Here is a 12212-nt window from a genome sequence, read left to right on the forward strand (position 1 = left end):
GGGTGCCCCGGGCCCCGCTCCCGGGGCGGGCGCCACACCTTTCCCGGTGGGTGGGGGGGGGGGGGCGGGGGGCTCTCTCGCCGCCGGGGCCCCCCCCGCCGCTCGTTCGCACGACGGTGACGACAGGCACGCCGGCGACGACAACCACGACGGTGACGACAGGCACGACGGTGATGGCAAGCACGCCGGCGACGACAAGCATGACGGTGATGACAAGGAGGAGGGCTGCCAGATGGCCCGCAGGAAGATCGGGAAGAGGGCGCGGTTGGGCCTGCTCGTCGGGGTGGTCGGCGCGGTGCTGGTCGCCGGGGCCACGGCCCTCGGGGTGACGGCCTGGGGCGAACCGGAGGAACGGGCGGTGACCATGGACGAGGCGTCCCGGCTGGCGCTGTCCCGGCTGACGCTGTACCAGGCCAGCCCGGCGGCCGTGACGCTCACCGCGGCGGAGGGCGGCGGCGTGCAGATCCGGGTGGAGGGGGTGGTGGACTACCGCACCCGCCGGGGGGTGGGCCGCTACCAGGTGTCCGGGGCCTCGGGCCAGCTCGACCACGGCCTGATCATCTGGGACGGCGACGGCCTCGGGCTGGCCCCGGAGCCGGCCGCCTCCGGCCCCGCCTGGGAGCAGGCCGAGCACGTCCCCCGCTCCGGCTGGTCGCCGCGCTCCTACACGGCGGACCCGCTGGACGCCGGGCTCGGCCTGCTGGTCCGCCTCGGCGCGGACCGGCCGGACAACCCGCTGCTGCTCGCCCAGTCCGGGGCGCGCCTGCTCGGCCGGGACCGGATCGACGGCCGCGACTACGACCGCTTCTCGGGCCCGCGCGCCCAGGGCGCCGCCCCGGACGGCGGGCCGTCGCCGCTGACCTACTGGGTCGACGGCGCCGGCTCGCTGCGCCGGGTCACCATGCGGATGTCCGGCCTGGGCACCCCGACGACCGTCGACCTCACCGGGCGGCAGGACGGCGTGCGGATGCCGGAGGCGCCGTGGGCCGCCGGGTGAGGCCCCGGGGCCGCCGGGTCCGCGGCTCACCGGGGCCCGGGCTCACCGGGGTTGCGGCACGGCGGCGGTGTCCGTGGGCAGGGCGTAGCGGTCCGGGTCGACGGGCCCCGGCAGGTCCGTCGCCGGTCGGCCCGGCGCCGAGGGGTCGGGCAGGGAGGGCTGCGCGGCCGGGGCCTGCACCTGGTGGAACGGCACGCCGGGCGGCGCCGTGACGGTGGCGGGCCGGCCGCCGGGGAGCGGGCCGCGGCCCTGCGCCCCGCACGCCGCCAGGCCCTCCAACCGGTCCGGGCTCTGGGTGTCGGGCGTGTTGCCGGTGAAGCAGTTGCCGGGGTCGGTGGAGGCCAGCACGAGGTCGACGCCGTTGCCCGTGGCGCGGTTGCCCTCGACGCGGTTGCCGCTCGCCGGGTGCCCGGGCGGGTCGGTGACGATGACCCCGGCGGCGCGGTTCCCCTGGACGAGGTTGCGCAGCACCTGGTTCGCGGTGCCGCCGCCGATCCCGAGGCCGATGCCGAAGCCGCCGTCCGCCTGCTCCGGGGTGTCGGCGGCGTTGTTGTCGGCGATCACGTTCCCGGCGATCACCGCGCCGTGCTGCGGGGCGAGGGACTCCAGGTCGTTGGAGTTCACCGTCACGCCGACCCGGTTGCCGACCACCCGGTTGCCGAGGATGCTGAGCCCGTCGGAGGCGTTGGTCAGCTCGATGCCGACCGCGTTGCGCTCCACGGTGTTGCCGTGCACCAGGGTGTCGCAGGGCTTGCACTGGCCGACGTAGATCCCGGAGTCGGCCTGCCCGGAGGCGTAGGAGTCCTCGATCACGCCGCCGCGCGCGTCGAAGGCGTAGATGCCGTACAGGCCGTTGTCGTACGCCGTCACCCGGGAGGCCCGGAAGCCCTGGACGGGCGGGAAGCGGTTGGTGTCCAGCGGGTCGTACGCGGAGCCGCCGGCGCCGTGCCGTTGCAGGTGCTCGTCGGTGACGCCGGTGAACAGGACGCCGTTGGCGAGGTAGCCGTGCACGGTGAGGTTCTCCACCACCGAGCCGGCGCCGGTGACGGTGATGCCGTTGACGAGCCGCACCCCGCCGTCGAGGACGACGCCGTTGCGGTCCGTCCCGCGCAGGACGATGCGTGGCTTGGTGATCCGGACGCTCTCCGGGTACACGCCGGGGTGGACCAGCACCGTGTCGCCCTCGCGCGCGACGTCCACGGCCTTCTGCACGGTGGGGAAGTCCTCCGGGACCTGGACGACCGTACCGGCCGGGTGGCGCGCCTCGTCGGAGGAGGAGTCCGATGCCGCGCAGCCGGACAGCGCCAGGGCGGCGGCGAGCAGCGCCGCGGACAACTGCCGCAGCGGTCTGGTCGCACGTGCAGGTGAGGGCCGGTGAACGAGTTGACGCATCATCAGGATTTGCATGAGAGGTGTTCTATCGTCTCCAATGTCGCCCATGCATGCCGAAACCGGAAAAGTGCGGAAACAGACGGACGCCGCCGGACCCGGTGTCGAGCGGAGGGCGCTGCTCGCGGCCGGGGCGGTGCTCGCCGCCGGACTCGGCGCCGGCGTCCAGGCGTTGGCGCACGGCGGCCACGAAGGCGCCGCGCCGCACCCGGCGGCCCCGCCACCGGGCCCGGCACCCCTCTTCCACGGCGCCCGACAGGCCGGCGTGACCACACCGCCGCAACCCGCGACCCAGCTGCTGGCCTTCGACCTCGCACCCGCGACCACCGCGGGCGGCCGGGACGCCCTGCGCGGCCTGCTCGCGGACCTCACCCGGCTGCTGGCCGCCGCGACCGCCGGGATGTCTCCGGACCTGCGGCTCCAGGGTGCCGAACCGGCCCGGCTCACCAGCCTGGTGGGCGTCGGCCCCGACCTCGCCGCCCGGCTCGGCCTGAACGTCCCGACCGCGCTCGCCGACCTGCCGGCCTTCGCCGGCGACCGTCTCGACCCGGCGCGCGGCGGCGGCGACGTCCTCCTCCAACTCTGCGGCGCCGACCGCTGGACGCTGACCGTCGTCGCCGAACTCGCCACCACCGCCGCCCGCGCCGCCGGGGCCACGCCCCGCTGGACCCAGTCCGGCTTCCTGCCCGCCACCGCCCCGGGCACCACCGCCCGCAACCTGTTCGGCTTCAAGGACGGCACCGCCAACCCCGACGAGCCGACCGCCCGGCAGTGGGTCTGGGGCCCGGAGGGGGCGCACGAGAACGGCACCGTCCTGGTCTACCGGCGGATCCGGATGGACGTCGCCGCCTTCGCGGCCCTCCCCGCGGATCGGCGCGACCTGGTCATCGGCCGCCGCGCGGGCGACGGCGCCCCGCTCACCGGCAGCGCCGAGCACGACGAACCGGACGTCTACGCCAAGAACCCGGACGGCTCCTACGTCATCCCCGCCACCGCCCACGTCCGGCTCAGCAGCCCCCGCCTCGACGGCGGCGCGCGCATGCTCCGCCGCGGCTACAGCTACGACGACGGCCCGGACGACCGCGGCCTGCTCTTCTGCGCCTTCATGCGCGACCCCGCCCAGTTCACCCGCGTCCAGACCCGCCTCGCCACCCGCGACGCCCTCAACCCGTTCCTCCAGCACCAGGCCTCCGCCGTCGCCTACGTGCTCCCCGGCGCTCCCGAGGGCGCCGCCCTGGGCGAGCAGCTCTGGGGCTGAGGGGGAGCAGGGGGCTTGCCCACGACGGCCCGGAGGCCGGCGCGGGCTGCTCGCCGCGGGCGCCCGGCGCCCCCGGCTACCAGGTGGCGGGCAGCTGGGCGGGGCTGCGGGTGGTGGTGCCGAGTTGCCAGCTGAGCCGGTCGATGGGGGTGGTGAGGCGCAGCCCCGGGAGCGCGGTGGCGAGGCGGCGCAGGGATTCGCGCATCTCCAGGCGCATCCGCCAGGCGCCGAGGCAGTAGTGGGGGCCGGCGCTGAAGGCGAGGGTCGGGGCGGGCAGGGGGTGGTCGAGGCCGGCGTCGAGGCCCTCGGGGAAGACGGCGGTGTCGCGGTTGGCGCTGCCGAGGCTGACGGCGAGGACGGCGCCGGCGGGGATCCGGACGCCGCCGAGGTCGACCGGTTCGGTGGCGCGCCGGGTGGTGGCCTCGTCGTCGCCGAGCGGGATGAAGTGGAGGAGGCGTTCGGTGACGCGTTCGGTGGTGTCGGGATCGGCGAGGCGGGGCCAGTGCTCGGGGCGTTCGCCGAGCAGGTAGACGAGGGCGTTGCCGAGGGCGCCGGTGACGCTCTCGTTGCCGCTGGCGGTGAGCCCGCAGACCAGGTAGACGAGTGACTCCTCGGGGACGCCGCCGTCCTGGTCGGCGGCCTGGACGAGGCGGCTGACCAGGTCCTCGCCGGGGTGGTGGCGGCGGCGGGCGATCAACTCGCCGGTGTAGGCGGCGTATTCGGCGAGCGCTTCGGTCGGGTCCAGGGCGTCGTCGGCCGCGTCAACGCTGTCGGCCGCGCTGCCGCCGGCGTCCGCGTCGCCGCCGGCGTCGGGGGTGCCGTCGGCGAGGATCGCCCTGGTCCAGCGGCGGAGCCGTTGTTCGTCGAGGTGGTCCGGGCCGTCGCCGTCGAGCCCCATCAGGCGGCTGGTGACGGCGAAGGGCACCGGCCGGGTGAAGGCGGTGACCAGGTCGGCGGGGGTGCCGCCGGCCGCGAGGGCGTCGACGGCCTGCTGGACGCTCTCCGAGACCCAGGGCTGCCAGCCGGCGATGGCGCGTGCGGTGAAGGCCCGTTGGACGGTGCTGCGCAGTCGGCGGTGTTCCGGCCCGTCCTGGTTGAACATCGACGCCGGGTTGCTGGAGACGTCGGCGCCGCCGCCGGGGGTGCCGACGGCGGCCAGGTCGTCGCGGGTGAAGCGGGGGTCGGTGAGGGTCTGGCGGACGTCGTGGTAGCGGGTGACCAGCCAGGCGGGGGTGCCGTCGGGGAGGGTGGTGGGGTGGGGCGGCTGGGCGGGGGTGACGGGGAGTCGGTGCAACGGGGGGAGGGCGGGTGCGGCGGTGGACATGGGTTCCCTCGGGGTTGGCGGTCCGGCGCGGGATGAGAATCCAACTGTCTTATTTACGTGGATCGTTGGATTCCGCTGCTGCTTGTCCCGTTGGTCCCGATGGTAGCGATTTCACCTCCCCCGGTCAGGGTTTCACCGGGCCCGGCCCGTCAGCCCGTCGGCCCGTCAGGGGGCCGGTCCGTCAGCCGGTCAGCCCGAGGTCGCGCAGGTAGGCGGTGAACGCGGCCGGGTCGACCGCCCCCGCGGTGAGCCCGACGTGGCCGTCGGGGCGGACCAGTACGACGGCGTCGCCGTCGATCCCATAGGCGCGGCGGGCGTGGCCGTCGGGGTCGAGGACGCCGGCCCGGCGCACGCCCGGGAGGTCGGGCAGGGCGGACAGGGCGGACAGGGCGGGGTGCTCGCCGAAGGCCAGCAGGGTGGCGTGCGGGCCGCGGAAGAGGTCGAACAGGCGGGTGGGAGTGCCGTCCGCGGTGGCGCAGGGGGCGTCCGGGGCGCGGTCCCCGGCGCGGATGCCGGTGGCGTCGTCCAGGTCGCGGCCGAGCGGCCCGCCCCGGTAGTGGACGGACAGCCCGGTGAGGTCGGCGCCCGCCGAGTTGGCCAGGCTGAGGAGCTGGTCGGTCAGGGCCCGGGCCCCGCCGTCGCCGCTGAACAGCGCCCGGTGCTGGGCGGAGGAGGCGGCCAGGACGGCGCGGGCGACGGGCAGCCGTTCGGCCTGGTAGCTGTCGAGGAGCGGGTCGGGGGCGCCGCGCAGCGCGGCCGCCAGCTTCCAGCCCAGGTTGTGCGCGTCCTGGATGCCGGTGTTCATGCCCTGGCCGCCGGCCGCGGAGTGGCAGTGGGCGGAGTCCCCGGCGAGGAACACCCGGCCGTCGCGGTAGCGCTCGACCATGCGCACGGTCGGCCGCCAGACGGTGGACCAGGTCGGCTCGTGCAGCCGGACGTCGGGCAGGCCGGCCCGTTCGGCGAACAGCTGCCGGAAGGTGTCCAGGGTGGGGGCGGGCAGCCGCCCGTTCCCGTCGGGGGTGACGGAGGCGTGGACGGCCCAGGTGTCGTCCTGGCGCAGCGGGACCAGCACCAGGGCGCCGACGCCGAACCGGGGGTCGTCCCAGACGTGCAGGGCGTCCGGCGCGAACCCGTCCAGGCGCATCGTGGCCATCAGGAAGCGCTCCTCCTCCCAGGTCTCGCCGAGGAACGGGATGCCCGCGAGCTTGCGGACGGTGCTGCGGCCGCCGTCGCAGCCGACCAGGTAGCGGGCGGCGATCCGCTCGGGGGCGGCCCCGGTCCGCTCTCCGTGCCGGACGGTGGCGAGGACGCCGTCCCCGTCCTGGGTGTAGTCGACGAGCCCGGTGTCCAGTTCGACCGTGACGCCGTGGTCGGCGAGCCGGTCGCGCAGCACGGCCTCGGTGTGGTGCTGGGCGAGCATCAGCAGGCCGCCGTAGGGGCGGTCGGGGGTCGGGGCGTTGGCGGGTGCCGGGTCGACCTCGTGGCGGAGCCGGTCGCCCCGGTAGCTGCGGATCTTGAGGTTGAGGTCGCCGCGGGCGAGGATCTCGTCGGCCACGCCGAGGTCGTCGAACACCTCCAGCGTCCGGGGGTTGACGCCCTTGCCACGGACGCCGCGGTCGCGGAAGGCCGGGTCCCGTTCGATGATCCGGCAGTCGACCCCCGCGCGGGCCAGTCCGATGGCGAGCGTCAGTCCGACCGGGCCGGCGCCGACCACGAGGACGTCGGTCGTACGGGCAGTGCTCATGAGGGGCCCCTCCTCCATAAGATACGGCGCGTTTCTTAATCTCGACTGTAGACTCGACCCGATAAGAAACGCAACGTATCTACGAGGATGGGTGCGGACCTCGATGACGACCGGCAGCGCGACGGAGGACGGACCGGCGGGCGGCAGGGCCTCCCGCCGGCGCGGCGACGAACTGGAACGGGCGATCCTCGACGCCGTCTGGGCCGAACTCGCCGACCACGGCTACGACCGGCTCACCATGGACGGCGTCGCCGCCCGCGCCCGGACCAGCAAGCCGGTGCTCTACCGCCGCTGGCCCAACCGCGCCGCGCTGGTCGTCGCCGCCCTCGGCCGCAACGCCCCCGACTACCGGGAGCCGCCCGACACCGGCGAACTGCGGGCCGACCTCGCGCTCTTCCTGCGCAGGCTGCTGCACCGCTTCGACGACCTGCCGCAGGACGCCGTGCACGGCCTCCTGGTCGACCTGATGCGCGACCGCGAACTGCGCGAGCACTTCCGCGGGCTGGTCTCCCAGGGGCCGGTGGGCGGCCTGACGGCGATGCTGCGCCGCGCCGCCGACCGGGGCGAGATCAACCCCGCGCGGCTCACCCCCCGCACCTGCTCCCTCCCGCTCGACCTCCTGCGCGAGGCCGCCCTGCTCGGTGGCGGCGTCCCGCCCGACCACGTCGTCGACGAGATCCTCGACGAGGTCGTCCTGCCGCTGCTCAGGGCGCCCTCCGTGGGCTGACCCGCGAGACCGGGGTCCTATGCTCGGAGCCGGTCGAACATCCGTACGCGAGAGGGGTCCGCGCATGAGCGGCAGCGTGGTGGCGGTCAGCAGTAGCGCCGAGTACTCGTTCACCAAGCCGAACCGTGACGGCATCGTGCTGCTCACCGGGCTCGGGGTGGAGGGGGACGTGCACGCCGGGGTGACGGTCAAGCACCGTTCGAGGGTCGCCCAGGACCCGGACCAGCCCAACCTGCGCCAGGTGCACCTCATCCACGAGGAACTCCTCACCGAACTCGGCGAGTCGGGCTTCGCGGTGGCGCCGGGCGCGCTCGGCGAGAACATCACCACCCGGGGCCTCGACCTGCTCGGCCTGCCGGTCGGCGCGGTGCTGCGGATCGGCTCCGAGGCGGTGCTGGAGGTCACCGGCCTGCGCAATCCGTGCCGGCAGATCGACGCCTACCGGCAGGGGCTGTTGAAGCAGGTCGTCGGGCGTGACGAGAACGGCGCCGTCGTCCGCCGGGCCGGCATCATGACCGTCGTGCGCGCGGGCGGACCGGTCCTTCCCGGCGACGCGATCTCGGTGGAGCTGCCGCCCGGCCCGCACCGCCCGCTCGACCGGGTCTGACCGGCTGCCCGGCCCGCATCCCGCCGGGCATACCCCCACCCCGTACACCGAACGCCCCCGACGGCTCTGCCGTCGGGGGCGTTCGGCTTGAGAGCCCCTAGCCGTCGAGGCGGCCGACCAGGTCGTAGCCGGCCTCGTCTATGGCGGCGGCGACGGCCTCGTCGGCGAGCGGCAGGGTGCTGTCGACGGTGACCTCGCCGGTGGCGAGGTCCACGGCGACGTCGGTGACGCCGTCGATCTTCCGCAGCTCGGCGGTCACCGAGGTGACGCAGTGGCCGCAGGTCATGCCCTTGACCTGGAAGACGGCCCGTCCGGCGGTGCCGGTGGCGGGGGCCTCGGCGGCGCCGGTGCCGCAGGAGCCGCAGCAGGAGCCGGCGGTCTCGGCGGTGGTCTCGGTGGTGGTCTCGGTGGTGGGGGACTCGACGGTGACGGCGGTCTCGGACATGGGGGTGCTCCTGTCATCAGTGCCCGGCGCCGGCCGCGGGTGCGGTCGGCCGGCTTCGCCTGGAGAACGTACCATACCCCCCAGGGGTAATTGAGGGCGTCGCCCGCGACGGCCGTGAACGGGCTCGACCGATCGTCAACCGATCCTTGTGGCACTCTCGTTGCGCCCTTCCGGCAGGGTGGAAGCGGCCGCCCGCATCCCGGCGGCCGGCGCCGGCAGGCGGCCGACCCCATCACCCGAGGTGACCCCATGGACCACACCACCCGACCCGGAGCACGCGGCCCGCGCGGACTGCGCGAGATCCTGGCGGCCGGCGAGCGGACGTACTCCTTCGAGTTCTTCCCGGCCAAGGACGACGCCGGTGAGCGCTCCCTGTGGGCCGCGATCCGGCGGGTGGAGGCGGTCGCGCCGACCTTCGTCTCCGTCACCTACGGCGCCGGCGGCTCCTCGCGGGACCGCACCATCGAGACCACCGAGCGGATCGCCGCCCAGACCACGCTGCGACCGGTGGCCCACCTGACCGCCGTCGGCCACTCCACCGCCGAGCTCCAGGCCGTCCTGCGGCGCTACGCGGACGTCGGGATCCGCGACGTCCTCGCCCTGCGCGGCGACCCGCCCGGCAACCCGAACGGCGTCTGGCAGCCGCACCCCCGGGGCCTGCGGCACGCCGCCGAACTGGTCGAACTGGTCAAGGGCTGCGGCGCGTTCACGGTCGGGGTGGCGGCCTTCCCGGAGCGCCACCCGCGCTCGGCGGACTGGGCGGACGACATCCGGCACTTCGTCGCCAAGTGCCGGGCGGGCGCCGACTACGCCGTCACCCAGATGTTCTTCGACGTCGAGCACTACCTGCGGCTGCGCGACCGGCTCGCCGAGGCCGGCTGCGACACCCCGGTCATTCCGGAGATCATGCCGGCCACCGACGTCCGCCAGATCGCCCGCTTCGCCGAACTCAGCGGCGCCTCCTTCCCGGCGGGCCTGGCCGCACGGCTGGAGGCGGCCCGCGGCGACCGGCCGGCCGCGCACCGCATCGGCGTCGACCACGCCACCCGGATGGCCGAGCGGCTGCTCCGCGAGGGTGCGCCCGGCCTGCACTTCATCACGCTGAACCGCTCCACCGCGGCCCTGGAGATCCACCGCAACCTCGGGCTGGACCGGGCGGCACGGTCCTCGGCCCCGCTGGCGGCGGCCTGACGGAGGGCTGACGGAGGTCCGGCAGGGGTCTGGCGGGGGAGCGGCCGGACCCCCGGCGAGGTGCGAGGGGTGATACCCGGTATGGGTATATGGTGCTCGGCGCTGGCGAACCCGGGGCACCAGGGAAGGCGGACCCCCCATGCACGCGATCCTGCACGCGCTGTCCATCGCCGGATCGATGACCTGGGAGATCACCTGGGCGCTGATCCTCGGCTTCCTGCTCTCCGCCGTCGTCCAGGCCGTCGTCCGCAAGTCCACCGTCGTCCGGCTGCTCGGCGACGACCGCCCCCGCACCCTCGGCGTCGCCGCGCTCCTCGGCGCGGCCTCCTCCTCCTGCTCGTACGCGGCCGTGGCCCTCGCCCGCTCGCTGTTCCGCAAGGGCGCGAACTTCACCGCCGCGATGGCCTTCGAGATCGCCTCGACCAACCTGGTCGTCGAACTCGGCGTCATCCTGGCCCTGTTGCTCGGCTGGCAGTTCACGGCGGCCGAGTTCGTCGGCGGGCCGGTGATGATCCTCGTCCTCGCCCTGCTCTTCCGGCTGCTGCTGCGTGACCGGCTGCTGCGCGAGGCCCGCGCCCAGGCGGAACGCGGCCTGGCCGGCTCGATGGAGGGCCACGCGGCGATGGACATGTCCGTCGCCGGGGAGGGCTCCTTCGCCCGGCGGCTGCTGTCCCGGCAGGGCGTCACGGCCGTGTCGCACGTGTTCGTGATGGAGTGGGCGGCCATCCTCAAGGACCTCGTCCTCGGGCTGCTCATCGCCGGTGCCATCGCCGCCTGGGTGCCGGACTCCTTCTGGCAGGCCTTCTTCTTCGCCGACCACCCGCTCGCCGGCCGGCTGTGGGGTCCGCTGGTCGGCCCGCTGGTGGCGATGGCGTCCTTCGTCTGCTCGATCGGCAACGTGCCGCTCGCGGTGGTGCTGTGGAAGGGCGGGATCAGCTTCGGCGGGGTCGTCGCGTTCATCTTCGCGGACCTGCTGATCCTGCCGATCCTCAACATCTACCGGAAGTACTACGGGCGCCGGACGGCCCTGTTCCTGCTCGGCACCTTCTACGCGGCCATGGTGGTGGCCGGCTACACCGTCGAGTTCCTCTTCGGCGCGCTCGGCCTGGTCCCCGACCGGCGCGAGGCCGAGATCCCGATGGCGGGCATCGAGTGGAACTACACCACCTGGCTGAACATCGCCTTCCTGCTGCTCGCCGCCGCCCTGCTCGCCCGCTTCCTGCGCACCGGCGGCCGCGCCATGCTCCGGATGATGGGCGGCGAGCCCGCGGCCGGGGACGCGCACCGGCACGACCAGCGCTGACGCCTAGCGGCGGGTACCTCTCGGGGGTATCGGTCGAATGCTTGCCTCGGGTACCCCTGGGGGGTATAAAGGAACCCGACGCCGACCAATACCCCCCTAGGGTATGAAGGTCGGACCGGAGACGCTCAGCACGGTCCCGGAACGACGACTGTCACGAGGAGCAACGATGACCACCCAGGCACCCGCCTCCACGGAGGTGGAACTCTCGATCGGCGGCATGACCTGCGCCTCGTGCGCGGCCCGGATCGAGAAGAAGCTGAACCGCATGGACGGCGTCTCGGCGAGCGTCAACTACGCCACCGAGAAGGCGAAGGTCGCCTTCCCCGCGGGCGTCGACGTCGCCGACCTGATCGCCACCGTCGAGGCCACCGGCTACAGCGCCGCGCTGCCGAAGCCGCCGGCCGCCGAAGGCCCGGCCGGACAGGCCGAGTCGGCCGACGAACTCGCCCCGCTGCGCCAGCGGCTGGTCACGGCGGTGGCGCTCGCGGTACCGGTGATCGCGATGGCGATGGTGCCGGCCCTGCAGTTCGACAACTGGCAGTGGCTGTCGCTGGTGCTGGCCGCGCCGGTGGTCACCTACGCCGCCTGGCCGTTCCACCGCGCCGCCTGGACCAACCTCAGGCACGGCGCCGCGACCATGGACACCCTGGTCTCGCTCGGCACCGGCGCCGCGTTCCTCTGGTCCCTGTGGGCGCTGTTCCTCGGCGACGCCGGGATGCCGGGCATGCGGCACGGCTTCGAGCTGACCATCGCCCGCAGCGACGGCTCGTCGAACATCTACCTGGAGGCGGCGGCGGGCGTCACCGCCTTCATCCTGGCCGGCCGCTACTTCGAGGCCCGCTCCAAGCGCACCGCGGGCGCCGCGCTCCGGGCGCTGCTGGAACTGGGCGCCAAGGACGTCACCGTGCTGCGCGGCGGGGCCGAGGTCCGGATCCCGGTCGGCGGCCTGGCCGTGGGCGACCGGTTCGTGGTGCGGCCGGGCGAGAAGATCGCCACCGACGGCACGGTGGTCGAAGGGGCCTCGGCGGTGGACGCCTCGATGCTGACCGGCGAGTCCGTACCGGTCGAGGTCGGCGTCGGCGACCAGGTCACCGGCGCCACCGTCAACGCCGGCGGCCGGCTGGTCGTCGAAGCCACCCGGATCGGCGCGGACACCCAGCTGTCCCGGATGGCCCGGCTGGTCGAGGAGGCCCAGAACGGCAAGGCCGCCGCCCAGCGCCTCGCCGA

Annotated in this window: 11 protein-coding genes; 7 read left to right on the forward strand and 4 right to left on the reverse strand. The window is 74.7% G+C overall.

Annotated elements, in window-relative coordinates:
- Positions 1-232 precede the first annotated feature (232 nt).
- The gene (locus ACFVTF_RS24710; RefSeq protein WP_387816529.1) at positions 233-997 is read left to right on the forward strand and encodes a hypothetical protein; all 765 of its coding nucleotides are present in this window, start codon (positions 233-235) and stop codon (positions 995-997) included.
- Between the two features lie 42 nt (positions 998-1039).
- Here ACFVTF_RS24710 and ACFVTF_RS24715 read toward each other — a convergent pair whose 3' ends face one another.
- Positions 1040-2404, reverse strand: a complete 1365-nt coding sequence (locus tag ACFVTF_RS24715; RefSeq protein WP_387816531.1) for a right-handed parallel beta-helix repeat-containing protein — start codon at positions 2402-2404, stop codon at positions 1040-1042.
- Positions 2405-2435: 31 nt separating this feature from the next.
- Between ACFVTF_RS24715 and ACFVTF_RS24720 the strand changes: the two genes are divergently transcribed.
- Positions 2436-3644 (forward strand): Dyp-type peroxidase, encoded by a 1209-nt coding sequence (locus ACFVTF_RS24720; RefSeq protein ID WP_387816532.1) that lies wholly within the window; start codon positions 2436-2438, stop codon positions 3642-3644.
- A 76-nt stretch (positions 3645-3720) separates the two neighbouring features.
- Here the strand turns inward: ACFVTF_RS24720 and ACFVTF_RS24725 are convergent, their stop codons facing one another.
- On the reverse strand, positions 3721-4968 hold the full coding sequence (locus ACFVTF_RS24725; RefSeq protein WP_387816534.1) for a cytochrome P450: 1248 nt from the start codon (positions 4966-4968) through the stop codon (positions 3721-3723).
- A 181-nt stretch (positions 4969-5149) separates the two neighbouring features.
- Positions 5150-6712, reverse strand: a complete 1563-nt coding sequence (locus ACFVTF_RS24730) for an FAD-dependent monooxygenase (protein WP_387816536.1) — start codon at positions 6710-6712, stop codon at positions 5150-5152.
- A gap of 103 nt (positions 6713-6815) precedes the next feature.
- On the opposite strand from ACFVTF_RS24730, the gene ACFVTF_RS24735 reads away from it, so the two are divergent.
- Together ACFVTF_RS24735 and ACFVTF_RS24740 are read left to right on the forward strand one after the other, a co-directional pair.
- Entirely contained in the window at positions 6816-7439 is a 624-nt protein-coding gene (locus ACFVTF_RS24735) for a TetR/AcrR family transcriptional regulator (RefSeq protein ID WP_387816538.1), read from the forward strand.
- A gap of 64 nt (positions 7440-7503) precedes the next feature.
- Positions 7504-8046, forward strand: a complete 543-nt coding sequence (locus tag ACFVTF_RS24740; RefSeq protein ID WP_387816540.1) for an MOSC domain-containing protein — start codon at positions 7504-7506, stop codon at positions 8044-8046.
- 97 nt (positions 8047-8143) lie between these two features.
- On the opposite strand, the gene ACFVTF_RS24745 is transcribed toward ACFVTF_RS24740, so the two are convergent.
- Positions 8144-8491, reverse strand: coding sequence for a heavy-metal-associated domain-containing protein (locus tag ACFVTF_RS24745; protein ID WP_387816543.1), 348 nt, complete (start codon positions 8489-8491; stop codon positions 8144-8146).
- Between the two features lie 249 nt (positions 8492-8740).
- On the opposite strand from ACFVTF_RS24745, the gene metF reads away from it, so the two are divergent.
- From metF to ACFVTF_RS24760, 3 genes are all read left to right on the forward strand, one after another.
- The gene (metF, locus tag ACFVTF_RS24750) at positions 8741-9682 is read left to right on the forward strand and encodes a methylenetetrahydrofolate reductase [NAD(P)H] (protein WP_387816545.1); all 942 of its coding nucleotides are present in this window, start codon (positions 8741-8743) and stop codon (positions 9680-9682) included.
- A 139-nt stretch (positions 9683-9821) separates the two neighbouring features.
- On the forward strand, positions 9822-10985 hold the full coding sequence (locus ACFVTF_RS24755; RefSeq protein WP_387816547.1) for a permease: 1164 nt from the start codon (positions 9822-9824) through the stop codon (positions 10983-10985).
- A gap of 166 nt (positions 10986-11151) precedes the next feature.
- On the forward strand, positions 11152-12212 hold a 1061-nt coding region (locus ACFVTF_RS24760), incomplete at its 3' end, for a heavy metal translocating P-type ATPase (RefSeq protein ID WP_387816549.1).

Origin of the sequence: Kitasatospora sp. NPDC057940, assembly GCF_042887425.1 — a bacterium.
In the GTDB taxonomy this organism is placed as follows: domain Bacteria; phylum Actinomycetota; class Actinomycetes; order Streptomycetales; family Streptomycetaceae; genus Kitasatospora.